This is a genomic window from Campylobacter devanensis (assembly GCF_002139915.1).
Taxonomy (GTDB): Bacteria; Campylobacterota; Campylobacteria; order Campylobacterales; family Campylobacteraceae; genus Campylobacter; species Campylobacter devanensis.
In genome coordinates, this window is the sequence record NZ_CP018788.1 from 1000998 (window position 1) to 1017282 (window position 16285).

19 protein-coding genes are annotated in these 16285 nt (G+C 32.5%); 9 read left to right on the forward strand and 10 right to left on the reverse strand.

Translation table 11 applies throughout. The features are described 5' to 3' along the window. Positions 1-107: 107 nt before the first annotated feature. Genes CIGN_RS04980 through CIGN_RS05000 form a run of 5 tightly spaced genes read left to right on the forward strand, consistent with a single transcriptional unit; the run spans position 108 to position 4094 of the window. Entirely contained in the window at positions 108-638 is a 531-nt protein-coding gene (locus tag CIGN_RS04980) for an OsmC family protein (protein ID WP_086227874.1), read from the forward strand. 9 nt (positions 639-647) lie between these two features. Further along, positions 648-1703, forward strand: a complete 1056-nt coding sequence (locus tag CIGN_RS04985; RefSeq protein ID WP_086302571.1) for an acyl-CoA dehydrogenase family protein — start codon at positions 648-650, stop codon at positions 1701-1703. Between the two features lie 12 nt (positions 1704-1715). Next, positions 1716-2633, forward strand: a complete 918-nt coding sequence (locus CIGN_RS04990) for an ABC transporter substrate-binding protein (protein WP_086302573.1) — start codon at positions 1716-1718, stop codon at positions 2631-2633. After that, positions 2630-3364 (forward strand): ABC transporter permease, encoded by a 735-nt coding sequence (locus CIGN_RS04995; protein WP_086302575.1) that lies wholly within the window; start codon positions 2630-2632, stop codon positions 3362-3364. Before CIGN_RS04990 ends, CIGN_RS04995 begins: the two co-directional genes overlap by 4 nt. Next, positions 3351-4094, forward strand: a complete 744-nt coding sequence (locus tag CIGN_RS05000) for an ABC transporter ATP-binding protein (RefSeq protein WP_086224663.1) — start codon at positions 3351-3353, stop codon at positions 4092-4094. The genes CIGN_RS04995 and CIGN_RS05000 overlap by 14 nt, the downstream gene beginning before the upstream one ends. Positions 4095-4118: 24 nt before the next feature. Here the strand turns inward: CIGN_RS05000 and CIGN_RS05005 are convergent, their stop codons facing one another. Then, entirely contained in the window at positions 4119-4871 is a 753-nt protein-coding gene (locus tag CIGN_RS05005; protein ID WP_086302577.1) for a flagellin, read from the reverse strand. Between the two features lie 120 nt (positions 4872-4991). Between CIGN_RS05005 and CIGN_RS05010 the strand changes: the two genes are divergently transcribed. From CIGN_RS05010 to CIGN_RS05020, 3 genes are read left to right on the forward strand one after another with little or no spacing between them, the layout of a single operon-like run. Continuing rightward, on the forward strand, positions 4992-6161 hold the full coding sequence (locus tag CIGN_RS05010; protein ID WP_181892529.1) for an ATP-grasp domain-containing protein: 1170 nt from the start codon (positions 4992-4994) through the stop codon (positions 6159-6161). Beyond that, complete coding sequence (locus tag CIGN_RS05015; protein WP_086302579.1) at positions 6154-6834, forward strand: class I SAM-dependent methyltransferase; 681 nt, start codon at positions 6154-6156, stop codon at positions 6832-6834. Before CIGN_RS05010 ends, CIGN_RS05015 begins: the two co-directional genes overlap by 8 nt. Before the next feature lie 22 nt (positions 6835-6856). Then, positions 6857-7543: a class I SAM-dependent methyltransferase gene (locus CIGN_RS05020; RefSeq protein ID WP_086302581.1), complete on the forward strand. Its 687-nt coding sequence runs from the start codon at positions 6857-6859 to the stop codon at positions 7541-7543. Between the two features lie 3 nt (positions 7544-7546). Here CIGN_RS05020 and hisD read toward each other — a convergent pair whose 3' ends face one another. From hisD to CIGN_RS05065, 9 genes are read right to left on the reverse strand one after another with little or no spacing between them, the layout of a single operon-like run. Continuing rightward, a complete protein-coding gene (hisD, locus tag CIGN_RS05025) occupies positions 7547-8827 on the reverse strand; it encodes a histidinol dehydrogenase (RefSeq protein ID WP_086302583.1) in 1281 nt (426 codons plus the stop codon). Positions 8828-8878: 51 nt separating this feature from the next. Then, positions 8879-9607, reverse strand: coding sequence for a YaaA family protein (locus CIGN_RS05030; RefSeq protein WP_086302585.1), 729 nt, complete (start codon positions 9605-9607; stop codon positions 8879-8881). Then, positions 9582-10091: an HIT family protein gene (locus CIGN_RS05035; protein ID WP_086227176.1), complete on the reverse strand. Its 510-nt coding sequence runs from the start codon at positions 10089-10091 to the stop codon at positions 9582-9584. Before CIGN_RS05035 ends, CIGN_RS05030 begins: the two co-directional genes overlap by 26 nt. Continuing rightward, entirely contained in the window at positions 10088-10861 is a 774-nt protein-coding gene (gene trpC / locus CIGN_RS05040; protein WP_086229140.1) for an indole-3-glycerol phosphate synthase TrpC, read from the reverse strand. Before trpC ends, CIGN_RS05035 begins: the two co-directional genes overlap by 4 nt. Next, a complete protein-coding gene (locus CIGN_RS05045; RefSeq protein ID WP_086302587.1) occupies positions 10858-12099 on the reverse strand; it encodes a tetratricopeptide repeat protein in 1242 nt (413 codons plus the stop codon). Before CIGN_RS05045 ends, trpC begins: the two co-directional genes overlap by 4 nt. Next, a complete protein-coding gene (locus CIGN_RS05050; RefSeq protein WP_086242982.1) occupies positions 12075-12443 on the reverse strand; it encodes a YkgJ family cysteine cluster protein in 369 nt (122 codons plus the stop codon). The genes CIGN_RS05045 and CIGN_RS05050 overlap by 25 nt, the downstream gene beginning before the upstream one ends. Continuing rightward, the gene (locus CIGN_RS05055) at positions 12443-13141 is read right to left on the reverse strand and encodes a tRNA1(Val) (adenine(37)-N6)-methyltransferase (protein ID WP_086302589.1); all 699 of its coding nucleotides are present in this window, start codon (positions 13139-13141) and stop codon (positions 12443-12445) included. The genes CIGN_RS05050 and CIGN_RS05055 overlap by 1 nt, the downstream gene beginning before the upstream one ends. Continuing rightward, positions 13128-14660, reverse strand: a complete 1533-nt coding sequence (locus tag CIGN_RS05060) for a coiled-coil domain-containing protein (RefSeq protein ID WP_086302590.1) — start codon at positions 14658-14660, stop codon at positions 13128-13130. Before CIGN_RS05060 ends, CIGN_RS05055 begins: the two co-directional genes overlap by 14 nt. 2 nt (positions 14661-14662) lie before the next feature. Further along, positions 14663-15616: an NAD(P)-binding domain-containing protein gene (locus CIGN_RS05065; protein ID WP_086224218.1), complete on the reverse strand. Its 954-nt coding sequence runs from the start codon at positions 15614-15616 to the stop codon at positions 14663-14665. 185 nt (positions 15617-15801) lie between these two features. On the opposite strand from CIGN_RS05065, the gene CIGN_RS05070 reads away from it, so the two are divergent. Beyond that, positions 15802-16272 carry a hypothetical protein gene (locus CIGN_RS05070; RefSeq protein ID WP_086234364.1) on the forward strand — a complete coding sequence of 157 codons (471 nt, stop codon included), beginning with the start codon at positions 15802-15804 and terminating at the stop codon, positions 16270-16272. Positions 16273-16285: the final 13 nt, after the last annotated feature.

The window sequence follows — 16285 nt, forward strand, 5'->3', positions numbered from 1 at the left end:
AATATATTAAATTACTTTATATTGACAAATAGCTATCTTATTGATATAATTCTCGCATTAAAAGATTAATATATCTTTTTACTATATTTTAATACAAGGAGAAAAATATGGCAAATTGTGCTATAAATTCATGTACTAGACTAGATCCAATTGACAAAGCTGGTCTAGAGGCTCTAATCAAAGCTGGAAAAGAGAATCCAGATGTTATTAAGACACTTAAATGTCGCACAGTCGCAGAGGGTAAGTTTCGCCACGCAAACTATATAAGAAATCTACCTGCATACATAGTAGATGAGCCACCAACACTACTTGGAGAAGATACCGCACCAAATCCTAGCGAAGCTGTTTTAGCTGCTCTTGGAAGTTGTATAGCAGTAGGAATCCACGCAAACGCAATCGCTCAAAATATAGTTATTACTAAACTTGAAGTTGAGCTTGAAGGAGACCTTAATATAACTGCAGTTTGGGGAACTGGCGATCTAAGCCAAAAGCCACTTGGCTTTACAGATGTAAGAGTAAATGTGATATTAGAAAGCAACGCTGATAAGGCTAAACAAGACGCCCTAATAGCTCACGCTTTAAAATACTCACCAGTAGCAAATACTTTGCTTAGAAATGTAAATTTAGAAGTTAAATAAGGATAAAAAATGGCACTACAAAAATTAGCAGAATTAGCACACTCTATAGATAAAGATGGAATTTACCCAAAAGAGTTATTAAAACAGATAGCTCAAAATGGTGATTTCGCTGTTTTAAAAACTAGAAGCGATATATACAAAGCTATAGAAAATATAGCGAAAATTTCAAATATTTGTGGAACTAGTGGATTTTGCATGTGGTGCCAATTTGCGATTATCTACTACTTGATAAATAGCGATAATCAAGAGCTAAAAAACGAGCTATTACCAAAACTATATAGTGGTGAAATTCTAGGTGGAACGGCACTATCAAATCCTATGAAGGCCTTTGCTGGGATTGAGAAAAATCATCTCAAATCTACAAAAGTAGAAGGCGGATATATCATAAATGGCAATCTACCATGGGTATCAAATATCACTGAAGATAGCGTATTTGGCGCTATAGCCTTAGATGAAGATGATAAGCCTGTAATGGGCGTAATAAGAGTTGGCAAAAATGCTACTTTAAAATCAAATATCAAATACGCCGCACTTGAGGGCTCAGCTACAAAAAGCGTGGCTATAAAAGATTATTTTTTAGCTAGTAGTGATATTTTAGCCACTAATATCTATGAGTATCTAATCAAAATAACTCCTGGATTTATACTCTTACAAACAGGCATAGCAGCTGGAATCATAAAAGCAGCCTTAGATGAGATAGAAAAATCAAACAAAACTCACGCTGATATAAACTCATATCTAAATATAAATTTAGATGAGTTAAAAAGCGAATTTAACAATCTTTTAAATGAGATTAAGCTTATATCAGAAAATATCGAAAACATAGAGCCAATTAGGGTTTTAAAAGCTAGGTTAAATGGCTCACTCCTAACTCAAAGGGTAACGAGTGCTGCGGTGTTGTTTTGTGGTACTAAGGGGTATTTTGAGAAGTCTCATGTAGCAAGACTCCAAAGAGAGGGTAATTTCGTCCTTATAGTAACTCCTAGCATAAAGCACCTTTTAAAAGAGATAGCTCAAGTAGAAGCTGGGCGTGGCTGCATAAAATCATGGCGAGAAAAATTATAAAAAGGATAAGATATGAATAGAAGATATGCACTTGGATTTTTAGCTGGTTTTTTGGCTCTTAGTGCGACTAAGAGTGTGGCAAATTCTAAATTTAAAAAAGGTATTAAGATAGGATATCTGCCGATTTGCGATCATTTGATTATAATCGCTAAAGATATCTTTAGTAGTGATGAGTTTGATATTGTTCCTATTAAATTTGCTAATTGGGCGGATTTGAGCGAGGCTCTAAGGGCTAAAGCAGTTGATGGGGCGTTTTTATTAGCTCCGCTTGGGCTTATGCTAAAAGGTAGTGGAGTAGATATCAAAGCCATTATGGCCGCACACAAAAACGGCTCATCTTTGGTGGTAAATAACAGCATTAAGACAATCAATGAATTAGAAGGCAAAAATATAGCAATTCCATCTAGATTTTCTAGCCACTACTATATCTTACACAAGCTTTTAAGCAAGCATAATATAAAAGTAAATTTAGTAGATATGGCACCTACTGAGATGCCTTTTGCCTTGCTAACAAATAGAATTGATGGATATATTGTTGCTGAGCCTTTTGGTCAGCTTGGCGTCCAAAGGGGAGCTAGAAATTTGATATTAAGCAAAGATATCACGCCTAATCACATCTGCTGCTTACTAAACTACTCTAGCGAGTTAGCCAACTCACCAGTTGCGGCGCAACTGACAAATGCCTTTAAAAAGGCGGCTGATTTCATAGAGAAAAATCACAAAGAAGCCTCTATAATAGGCTCTAAAATCCTAGCTCAAGATGCCAATATCATCAACAAAATTGTAGAAGATAAAATCGTATCATATAGCGATTTAAAGATAAATAAAGAAGATCTAATAAATCTAAAAGAGTTTTTGATATCTCAAAATTTAGCAAATGATGGGCTAAAAAATTTAGATATAGATAGTTATTTAGTGGAGCAAGTATGAAATATATTTATCAAAGTATAGTTTTAGCTTTTGCTATATTAATATGGCATATATTTAGCTCTGAGCTAATTCCATCGCCTATGCAAGTTTTAAACGCATTTAGGCTAATAATAGATAATAATAGCTTACAAATTGGAATTATAGATTCGCTATATAGATACGGTATTGGGCTTATTTTGGGCGTTATTTTTGGGGTTATAATTGGTTTTATATTTGGTTATAATCCAAAATTTGCTCAAGCATTTGATCCGCTATTTAATATTTTGCGTCCTATCTCGCCAATTGCATGGGTGCCAATTATCTTAATAATATTTGGAATTGGAGATTTACCAACTATATTTATTATAGCATATTCAGTATTTTTCCCTATGGTATTATTATCTACAAAAGCCATAAAAGATCTACCTAGCCAACTAATAGTAGTAGCTAAAAATTTTGGTGCTTCTAAATTGCAAATTTTCACTGGAGTTATCATACCATCTAGTTTTTTATCTCTTATATCTAGCCTTAAATTAGCCGCAGCTCTTGCTTGGATAAATCTAGTCGTAGGAGAAATGTTAGGAGCTCAAACTGGACTTGGATATATGATTATCGATAGTAGAAATCAATTAAGAATAGATATATTAATAGCTACAATTATTACTATAGGTATCATTGGTATGATAATTAATACTATATTTGGATATATAGAAAAAGTAGTATCAAGGAGATATGGCTATGATAGAAATTAAAAATCTTAGAAAATCATTTGGCGATATTTGCGTTTTAGATGATATAAATTTAAAGATTAATAATGGTGAGTTTTGCGTACTTTTAGGCTCTAGCGGAAGCGGCAAAAGCACAATATTAAAAATTTTAAGCTCTCTTGAAAGCTTTGATAGTGGTGAGATTAAATTTGATAACGAGAGCTTTAAATCTCAAATTCCAAACTCCAAAGAGCGTCAGATAATAATGCAACACTACTGCTTAATGCCATGGCTTACTGCGCTTGATAATATCAAATTTGCTCTAAAGTGTTCTGGCTTAAAGAATAAAAAACTAATAGATGACATAGCTAAAAAATATCTAAGCCTAGTAGGGTTAAAAGATAAAATGAATTTATATCCAAATAGCCTAAGTGGCGGCCAATGCCAAAGAGTTGCGATTGCTAGAGCTTTAGCTCTTGATCCAAAGGTGCTATTTTTAGATGAGCCTTTTAGTGCTTTAGATCCAGTTGTTAGAGCAAATTTACAAACCGAGCTTAAAGAATTAACTAAAAATAAGCAAGTGATATTTGTAACTCACGATATTGATGAGGCTATACTTTTAGGTGATAAAATTGTGATTTTACATGCTGGAAAGATAATTAAAGAGCTACAAAATCCTAAATTTACTCCAAATACTCCAAAATATTTTGAGCTAAAATCTGTAATATATAAGCTAATTAATGGCGAAATAGAAAATATAGAATATATGATTTAAGATAGCCAAATTGGCTATCTTTATCTATCTTAGAAGTGTTGATACTTGTTGAGCTAGTAAAGTCATATTGTGAGCAGCCGCCAAAGTCGTGCTATTGAGCTGTAAATTTGATCTATTTAGATCGCTTAAATTTTTTACTACATCGTTATTTTGTAGCTGTGATTCACTAGCTTTGGCTGAATTTGATGCTGTGATAGAAGAGTTGATATTGCTTAAAAGCCCTTGCTGAGTGCTACCGATATCAGCTCTCATAGCATTAACGCTATCCTTAAAAGCAGCTATGCTATCTTGAGAGCTAATATCAATTGAGCTAATATTTGGACTATTTAGCGATATTGTAGTTGCAGAACTACCAGTTTGAAAGTTCATAGTCGAACCAAATATATTTTGACCATTAAAGCTAGTTGAATTTAGCGTATCTTGCATAGATGTCTTAAGCGCTTGAGCCTCTTTTGCAATAGCAGCTCTTGAGTTACTATCCATAGCTAGACTATTTGAACGAATTGATAGTTCATTTAATCTATCAGCACTATTTGTTAAATTTTGTAATGCTCCATCAGCAATTTGTAAAACACCAATTGCGTCATTTGCATTGTTAACGCCTTGAGAGATGGCATTAGCATTGCTTAAAAGTGTATTAGCGATAACCATATTAGCACTATCACTACCGCTAATAGCACGATTTGCTAAGATATTATCCAGGGCTTTATTAGCACTATTTTGAGCATTGTTTAAATAGTAATTTTGCATACTATTTGAATAGTCATTTATCTTCATTTGATACTCCTTACTTTATTATCTTAAATTTTAACTAAATTTAGCTTAATTTTCACCTAATTTAGGGGTAAATTTAATAAGTTTAAGATATAATTTCGCCACAAAATTTAAAGGAAATTCGTGGATAAAATCCCTGTGGCTTTGCTTATTGGTGCTAGTAGTGAAAGCTTAATTGCTATAGCTTATGCTAAAAAACTTGGACTAAGAGTTGTTGCCTTTGATATTAATCCTACAGCTCCAGGACTTAAAGAAGCCGATATATCATATAACGAGGATATCTCAAATCCAAATAAAATAATAGCAATTTTAGAGCGTGATGGATTAATACCAGCAATAATTTTACCCGTACCAATTGGCAGATGTCTTAATACTATTGGTGCTTTAAATGACTATTATAATCTAAATGGTTTTAGTTATAAAATGGCAGATATTTGTACTGATAAGCTCAAATTTGCTACTGCTTTAGCAGATAATGGGGGATTAGGCTCTTTAAGAGATATAAAATTTGATATATTTGATCCAAATTCAAATCACAATAAGCTTAAATTTCCACTAATAATCAAGCCAAGATTTGGCAGTGGTAGCAAGGATACGATAGTTATATCTAATCTTGATGAGCTTAAAAATATCACTCAAAATATTAAATTTACTAAAATGAATTTTTTAATCGAAGAGTTTATAGATGGCTTAGAGTATGGGATTGACGCAGCTATTATTAATGGCGAATTTCATCATATTTTATTAAGACAAAAGCTATTAACCCCGCTCCCATATAGACAGGCTATAGGGTATATTAGCATAGATGAAATACCATTTATAAGTAGCTATATCCAAAAGGTTATAACCAAATTAAATATAGATAATTGTTTATTACACGCTGATATAATAACCAAAGATAATAGAGCATTTATCATAGAGCTATCTACTCGCCCAAGCGGGCATTATCTAAGTAAATTTATAGAGATTACAACTGGGATAAATCCTACAAAAGAGTGGATAAATAAGAGCCTAAATCTACCATATAACTTCAAGCCAAAATTTAGAAAAAATACAATAATACGCTATTTTGATTTTGAAGGCGACTGGATAGCGGCTGATTTTGACTTGCTTAAAGATAGCTTAGGGATTATAGATTATAGGTGCGAAATTAATTCAACACTACCAAAAGTTATAGATGGCTCTACCATAATGGATAGAGGCTATGCGATAATACAAACCAACTCAAAGGAGCAATCACTTATAAACACGCAAAAATTAATATCAAATTTTAAAAGGAAAATAGATGGATGAGATAATAAAAGCTCAAGAACACTCATATAAATTATGGGAGCAACATATATCTAACTCAATGCTACTATACCCAAATGAGTATTTGACTCGCTATATCTATGCTAATAGAAGGGATTTTAATAGTATATTGGATTTTGGCTGCGGTGATGGACGGCACTTAGAGATGATAGCTAGGGCTGGACTAGAGCATATAATTGGCGTAGATTATAACCGTTCAGTGCTAGATATAGCTCAGCAAAGATGTCAAAAATATAATATCAAATGCGAGTTATATCAAAATAATCAAAACTCAAATTTAAAAGATCTAATCCAAAGAGATAATTTAGATTGCGTGGTTTGCTGGGGGATAACCCTTACTAATGCCTATTACGCCATAAGCGATATTTTTAAGCAATTTGCTAAAATATTAAAGCCAAATGGCAAGGTGATAGCTAATTGGAGAGCGCAAGATGACTCACTATATGGCGATGGCAAAGAGATAGCTAAAGATACATTTATAATTGAGCGTGATAGCCATAAAGGAATGCTATATTATATCCCAAATTTAGATGATATAAAAGAGATTTATAAGAGTGCGAATTTAGAGATTATAAGCATAGATAGCGAGAGATTTACTATTGATAATGGCAAGATTATAAACTCATGGCATATCATAGAAGCCAAAAAAATTTAAAATAAAATTTAAAAGTAATTTAATGAAAAATAGCGTAAATGATTATAAAGAGCATTTTAATTTTTGGGAGGATTTGATATTAAGCGGAGATAGAATTTATCCTAGTGAGTTTGTTGTGAGATTTGCTTTTAAGAATAAATTTAAAAGTGTGCTCGATTTTGGCTGTGCTAATGGTAGGCATTTAGAGTGTTTTAGCAAGGCTGGTGCTACTAGATTAATAGGCATTGACCTAAATCAAAAGCCACTTGATCTAGCCAAAAGTAGATTAGAGCCGATCATAAATAGCCGTGGCGCCACACTAGAGCTATATAGTAACAAAAATAGAGATATTAATGAAATTTTAAAAGATATTAGAGTTGATGCGATACTTCTTTGGGAGATAGTATATTTATATACACCAAATATAGTTTTAAATCTTTTAAACTCACTCAAATCTCATCTAAATCCAAATGGCAAAATGCTTATAAATTTCATCAGTAAAGATGATAGCCTAAAAATCGACGCAAAGCCTTTAGGCGAAAATATCTATGAGATTACAGAGCCAACTCATAGGGGGTTGATTTTTACATTTTATGATTTAGATATGATTACAGAGCTTATGAAAAAGGCTGGTTTAAAGATAATATCTATAGAAAAAAACCACTATTGGCTAGATGGTGGAGCTATCAAGCATGACTATATCAATATCCAAGCCACGCATGATAGCTAAAATTTAAACCCTAAACTCCACAGAAAGCTTATGAGCCTCTAGCCCTTCAGCATCAGCTAGAGCCATACAAGCCTTGCTAAGCTCATCAATTGCTCTTTTATTCATAGAGATTATAGAGCTTTTTTTGATGAAATTACTCACGCTTAAAGGTGAGAAAAATCTAGCGCTACCGCCTGTTGGTAGCGTGTGATTTGGCCCAGCTAGATAGTCTCCTATTGCTTCAGGGGTATAGTGGCCTAAAAATATCGCCCCGGCGTGTTTGATGCGTGGTAGATAATCATACGCATTATCACACGCTATCTCTAAATGCTCCACAGCCAACTCATTCATCAATTCCACACACTCATCCATATCACGAGCGACGATTATAGCAGCTTTATTATCTATACTTGCTTTGGCTATCTCATATCTTTTTAAATTTGGCAATAATCTTTGAATTTCGCTATTAACCTTAGTGGCAAACTCATCACTAAAAGTAATTAAAAAGCTACTAGCTATCTCATCGTGCTCAGCTTGGCTTAATAGATCGATAGCTATATGAGTAGGATTAGCACTCTCATCAGCTATCACACCTATTTCGCTTGGGCCTGCTATCATATCTATATTTACATCACCATAAACCATCTTTTTAGCCGTTGCGACAAAGATATTACCAGGACCAGTGATTACATCAACTTTTTTAATGCTCTTAGTCCCATACGCCATAGCCGCTATAGCACTAGCACCACCTACTTTATAGGCGTTTTTGATACCTAAAAGATGCATAGCGCCAAGCAATAAAGAATTAACCACACCACCAACAGCAGGAGTACAAACCACTATATCCTTCACCCCTGCTACTATAGCTGGGACTGCATTCATAATCAATGAGCTAGGATATGCGGCTTTGCCACCTGGGATATATAGCCCTGCTCTATCTACGGGCGTTACCTTTTGACCTAAGAGCGCACCGCTAGGCTCAAAGTCTATCCATGACTTTTCTACCTGTTTTTCGTGGTAAGATTTTATCCTTTTATATGCTACTTCTAAGGCGTTTTTAAGCTCACTATCTAAAGCTTCATAAGCGCTTTTCATCTCATAAGTGCTTATAGCTAGATTATCTTTTACTTCCCACTTATCAAACTTAGCTATTTGGGCTTTTAATGCCTCATCGCCATGGGTTTTAATCTCATTTATAATACCATTTACAATTGGCATTACGCTTTGTATATCCATATTTGATCGATTGACTAATGAGTTAAACTCATCTTTAAAATTTGCTTGATTGCTATATAAAATTTTCATAAACATCTCCTTAAATTTACAAAATTATACTCTATTTTAAACAACTTAATCTTAATCACCATTAATTTCAAAAATTAACTCAATTTTTAATTTTGTCTTTATAATATTTAATAAACTTAAATTTGGAAATTTAATCTCCATCAACTCATCAAAACTCTTAGCCCCATTTAACGCCAAACAGCGCAAAATAATCCCCCGATAATGCTTAGCAAAGTGGCTGATAGCTCTACCATTTTTTAGGAATTTCATAGTTGTATATGGGGATTTAATAGAGTAGAACTTATCATAATATCCAGCCCTAAGATCCAATATCTCATCACCACCCAATAACTCATCTAAAGCGGTATTAAGTCTAGTTTTATAATACTTTACACTATCTATATCGCCTATCATTTGACCTTGCTTAAGCTTATAAAATCTAACATAATCCCCAGCCCTTAACACCCCATAAAGATTAGAAAATATCAATAAATTCTCATCAATATATCTAGCTGATTTTTCATCTAAACTTGGATAATCCAAAGCATCATACGCCACGCCATCATACAAAAGCACAGCCTTATGATAGAGATTTTGGGCTGATAAATTAGCTATTTTATCAATCTCTTTAGACTCTTTAATCCCAAAAATCTCGATTAAAGCTCTCTCATCTTTGCTATTTAAAATTTCATAATATCTATTTAAAATTTCATCTCTATCACAATTTATAGCCATCAAAGCCGATTTAAGCGGATTTGGCGTTGGCTTTTTGCTCTCACTTGGCGAAAATAGTATTTTCACAACTTAGCCTTTGAAATTCATCTTTTAAGCTCTTAAATTGCTCCATAAACGGAACTCCATGAACTCTAGTATATCCTATAGTTGTAATGAAATTTGTATCTCTTTGCCATCTTGGGACAAGATGATAGTGTATATGCTCAGCTATCCCAGCACCAGCTGCTGCGCCTAAATTCATACCGATATTGACTCCATTAGCATTTAAAACTCTCTTTAGCACATCTACACCGATTTGGACTATTTGACTCATCTCTAACCAAATTTGAGTATCTAAACTCTCAATATTATCTATATGCTCATATGGAATTACCATAAATTCGCCCAAGGTATATGGATATCTATTCATCAAACCAAAGCAATTTTTAGCTCTAAATAGCATAAAATTCTCACTATCTCTATTCTCATTAGCAATCTTACAAAAGACACATTCGCAATCCTTTGGCCTAGAAAAATACTCCGCTCTCCACGGCGCAAACTCATCTATCATTTAACACCCCTTATATCCATTACCGCTTGGTATATATCATCTTGACGCATAAAATGCTCACCTATCAAAAATCCCCTAATGCCACTTTGATTTAAGCTCAAAATCTGATTATATGAGTATAATCCACTCTCAGCTACCACCACTCTATCTGATGGTATGAGCTCTTTTAACTTTAAGCTAAGCTCCATATCCATATCAAAGGTTTTTAAATTTCTATGATTTATCCCTATAAGTTTAGCATTAGTTTGTAAAGCTTTTTCTAAATCTTCTTCATCGTGAATTTCCATTAATACGGTTAAATTTAACTCATTAGCGTAATTTGATAACTCTATTAAGCTCTTTGTATCCAAAGCCTTCGCAATCAACAAAATCATATCCGCACCATAAATTCTAGCTTGAGCAATCTGATATCTATCTATGATAAAATCCTTTCTAAGCAAAGGCAAATTCACAAATCTACGCACCAATCCCAAATACTCAATACTACCTAAAAAATAGTGTGGCTCACATAAAACGCTTATCGCCCACGCTCCGGCTCTTTCATACTCCAAAGCTATTTGCAGTGGATCAAAATCATCCCTTATAACTCCCTTGCTAGGACTTGCCTTTTTAACTTCAGCTATGATATTTATCCCATCTTTAAGGCTTTTAAGCGGATCAAGTGGGCTGCGTGAGTGGCTTAGGGCTTTTTGTAATATATTAAATGGTAGTTTCTGTTTTTGCTTCTCAAGATCAAATTTGGTTCTATCAATAATCTTATTTAATATCATTTTTTGCCTTTTATACACTTTGTAATCTTATTATAATGAGATTTGAATTCATCCTGCTTCAAATACTCAGCGCCGATTTTTTCTATCCAATCAATAGCCATATCGCACTTTTTAAGCTTATAATATCCCCAAGCTATTGAGTCTATTATATATGGCGACTTAGGATTTAGCTCATAAGCCTTTAATACTAATTCAAGACCTTTATAGATGTTAATATCATGATCGATTAATATATATCCATAATAATTATAATATACTGAATTATCTAGTTCATAAACAGACTCTTCAAAAAGCTTTATAATCTGTTCTATATTTTTAGTTTTGCTAAATTCATACTTATATATCGCCATTTTGGCTTTATAATCTTTGTTATCAGTTAACTCATAAAGTTGCTCTGCTAAGGCATAGGCCTCTTTATATTCTCCTAGCTGAGCATAAATTTGCGAGAGCAAATCATCGTTAAATTCATACTTTTTAAGCACTCTTTTGGCCTCTTTAAAATCCTCTTTATATAGCAAAATCTCAAGCGCATTAACAAGATACTGACTAGCTTCATTCTCTAAATATAACTTTTCATAAATTTTTACCATATTATCAAAATCAGCTAAATTTGAGTATAAATCTAGCAAGACATAGCAAGTTCTTTGACCACAACCATTTTGATTTATCCACTCATTTGCAATCTTAGTAGCCCCAACATTATCGCCTAAAAAATCATTAAAAATGCTAACTATACGTATCATATTATCTTCACTTTTATCAATTTCATATGCTCTGTTATATAGCTCCATAGCACGCTTTTTATCATCTTCAAAAGCATAGATATTAGCTAATAAAATATAATTTTGGCTACTTTTATCTTTTTTGATTAACTTTTTAGCAAGCTGCTTAGCCTCTTTGAGTTCATAAATTGACAAAGCATAACCGATTTTTAGCCTTAGCGTTTGAGCATCATCGCCCTTTAGCTCATCCATTAATTTATATAACGAATTTGATTTTGCACTTAAAGCTAGTTTAGCAGACTCTTTTAAAAAGACCTCATTTTGACTCTTTTGATATAATTGATAGAATAAATCACTAGCCTTAGCGACCTCGCCATCTTCTACCATCAAATAGGCGTTGATAATCTCTAAATCGCTATTATCTTCTACATCATAAATGGTGCTAAAATGTGGCTGACCTACTCCACAACCACATAAGAAAAAAGCTAAAGCTATAACTGCCTTACGCCAATACATTCTCTCTCCAACTCTTTATAATTTTTTTTAAAATGCTCCCAAAATGGGAAGGTTCTACACTGCTTAGGTCTATACTCATATATAGAGCAATTTTTATTTTTCTCATCAAAAAATATACACGCCCAGCCATTTTGATATGGTTTTTCTTTAATACTATACTTATTATCAAATTTTTCTAAAAATATCTCTTTAATAAGCTCTGGCTTATAGCCTAAATACTCACCCAAACTTCTAATCTCATCTTCACTAATCCATATATATCCACTCTCGCCAGTGCAACATTTACCACCGCACTCATCGCATTTGCTAGAGTCAAACTCATAATTAAACCCATCTTGCCTTATCACTTATAAACCTTACTTATAGTATTTGCTCTTTTAAAAATCTCTTTTGTCTCTATGCTAAATTCATCTTTATCAAAAACCACCAAAGGTGGCAAAATCTCGCACATAGATTTACTACTTTTTTTAGCCTCAAATAGTGCTAGTTTAGCGTTTTGACCTCTTTTAGAATGGACAAATCTAAGCTTTGTTAAATTTAGTTTAAATTTAACCAATAATGCTAAAATCCATCCAATTTGCTTTGCATCATAGCAAAAATATAGCACACCTTTTGGTTTTAGATTTCTATTAGCCCCAGCTAAAAATTGCTCAAGACTTAAAGAGTCATTATATCTTGAGTTTGCTATATGTTTATTTTGGCTTTTTGTTACTCCAAAGTGATAAAATGGCGGATTAGAGATGATAAAATCAAATTTAATCTCACTTTTAAACTCGCTAAAATCTCCTGTGATAAACTCTGCAGTAATACCATTTACACTAGCATTATACTGGCTAATTTGTACATTTATAGGGTTTATATCTATACCTTTTAAGATTACACTGCTATCACGAGCAACCAAAAGCCCTAAAATCCCACATCCGCATCCAACATCTAAAATATCACCCCTAAGCTTGCTAGCGCTGATAAAATCATATAAAAATAGAGTATCGCTATTATATCTATACCCATTTTCAAGCTGATAAAGCTCAAGCTGACTCATTATTATCTCTATTTATCTCTTGGGTTTTGATATTTTTTATTAACTCTTCATAATATTTTTTTTGATTTTCTATCTCTTTACTATGCTCTTTTTTATTCATTTCAATAGTATCTTTAGCTTTTTTTATAATAGTTGCAATTTGTGAGTTTAACTCACTATTTTTAATCTCTAAGTCTGTAATTTTTGAGTTTAATAGCTCATAATTTGCCAGCTTTTTAGTGTTATTCATATCGCTTTTTAGGCTTAAAATTTGCGATTTTAAGCGTTCTATCTCTTTATCCTTACTGGCTGTTTTTTTCTCTAGTTCATCTATTTTTTGTGCGCTTTTATTGGCGTCTCTTATGTTAAATTCAATCTTTTTTCTTAAATCAATTATTGAATCTTTATACTCTTTTTCTTTATTTTTTAACTCTTTTTTATAATTAATCTCTTGATTTACTAGTTTTGCATTTAAGCTAGCAATTGTCATATTTTGATCTTTTAGACTCTTTTCATACTGCTCTTTTATCTTTTTATCGCTTGCAGTTTGAGTCATTTTATAGCTATTTTGTAGATCTTTTTTGAGCTCTTTTAGCTCTTTTTCTTTATTATCATTTATATTTTTTATAGTTAAATTTAGTTTTTTTATCTCTGAGTTTTTACTATTTAATTCATTAAAATATTCACTCCTTTGCCTATCGATTTGCGCTTGGAGTTCACTTACATTTTTGGCATTTTGGTTTTGAAGATCAATAAGTGCTAGAGTTTGAGAATGCATAAGTTGATTTATCTCTTCATTTTTGCTAGTTATCTCTTTTTTTAGCGTATTTATCTCCTTTTCTTTTGCACTTAAATTACTATTAGCCTCACTATTGGCTTTTAAATTTTGCGCCTTAAGTGCTGCTATTTCATCACTTAATTTTTGATTACTATTTTGAAGATTTTGATTCTCTAACTTCTCTTTCATAGCGCTATTTTTTACCATCTCATCAGCTACGATTTTAGACTTTTGAAGTTTAGAGTTTAACTCATCAACATTACTTTCTAAATTTACAATTTTCTCTTCATATTTTTTGATACTCTCTATACTTTGAGCCTGTAATTCATTTATTCTTTTTGTTAATTCGTTGATATTTTCTTGGTGCTGAGCTTGCACGGATTGCAAGGCTTCATTATAGTTATTTTGAGCATTTTTATCAGCATTTATTAGAGCTATTTTTTGGCTTTCAACCTCTTTTGCTAGCTCTAAATTTTGCCGCATCAACTGAACATTATCACTTAATAAAACCCTATTATCACGAATTGCAATCTCTAGGTTATGTTTGAGTAAATTTGGCTCATTTGGTATCTCTAGGACATCACTTTGGATATTATTACCACGCACCTCAAGCCACGAAAAATAATCCCCAAGTGCCTCGTATTCAGATTTTAAGACATATCTATTTTGTTCGCTAGGGCTTAAATCATCAAAGCTAACTTGCTTATCATCTCCGCAGCCAACTAGCAATGCGCCAACTAGAAAATACCAAATTTTACTCACTATTACGCCTTATTTATTATATAATTAATAATTTTATGTGCATCATTTAGTGCTGATACAATGCTAGCTCCATTTTTACTAGCGATATCACCACCTACATATAGGCCTTTTACATTAGTTTGTAAATTTTCATCTACGATTGGCTTAGTATCGCTATCAAGCTCTATGCCACATTTTTGTAAAAAATCAACCGGAGTTGAACCGCCAATTGCATATATAATTCTATCATATATAACTACACTTCCATCGCTATAGCTTACTGATACTTTACCATTATCATTTTCTATACCTGTAATATCTACACCTAATTTTAAAGTTAGCTTGCCATCTCTTGCGCTATCTTCTACAGCGGCTAGATTTATATCATTTAATCTAGTAAATGTAGATCTTCTATAATTTAGCGTTACATCATTGCAACCGCTTAAATCTACAGCATATTCAGCTGCTGAGTTTCCACCACCTACTACAATGATTTTTTCACCACAATTACAATTATTTAAATTATAATTTACAACTTGGATTAATGAAGGTGGAATTTTATATTCTGGCTTATTTGGCTTGCCCATTCTACCTATACCAACCATTACATTTTTAGCTTTAAATACGCCTTTTGCTGTAGTTACAATTAGCAGATCGCCATCTTTTTTTACACTTTCAACCTCAGCATTAAAAACTGCTTCAATATCGCCATCATCAAGCAATTTATCAAAATAATTTAATGTGCTTTCTTTTGTTCCATCAAAGAACTCTACGCAGCCTCTTGTCTCGCTCTCTAAACCTTTATAAACCTTATCTACACGCTTACCATCTTTGTAGAATTTGCGAATTGTTTGAGAGTGATTATCGCCTTTTTCTAAAAGAAGAACATTTTTAAATCCTGCTTTTTTAGCCTCAACTACTGAAGCGATACCAAAAGGACCGCCACCAATAACTACCACATCATATAAATTTTCCATATTTTTCTCCATTTATTATATTTTTAAAACATAAAATATTAAATATATCTAAATTCAACTTAAATTACTATTGATTTTTAAAAGTAAATTATTAGATAAATTCAAAATATATTTTAATTAAATAAATACAATACAATTTAAAGATTAAACATATAAATGGTATAATTTAGCAAAAAAGGAAAAAAATGTTAAAAAACCTCACCTTTCTTATCATTTCATTAATGTTGGCTGGTTGCTGGGGAAAAAGCTCACTTCACTCAGATGCTAATCTTAAAAACGAATTATTAGCCTATACGCAAAAACACAACTCTGCTGAAATATTACTAGTTGCTACCTACCTAAATCCAATATATCAAGGAGAATTTACGACTGATATGCAAGATTTTGATACCTTTATAGTATCAATCTATCCACAAAATTTAACTCCAAAATCTGTAACTATAAATTCACTTGATGCTACACTAACTAAACTAGAAAAAGATGATAAACTCTCTACTTTAGTTTCGATGACCATACCTTGGAGTAATTATTATAAAGCCACTATTCCAACTCAAAAATCAAATATCCTAAGCGTAAATATCACTCTAGATAACAACACTACAGCTACGCTAAATTTCCAAAAAGTCGCCCGCTCACTCTACTGGCATACTAGATAAATTTACAAATTTA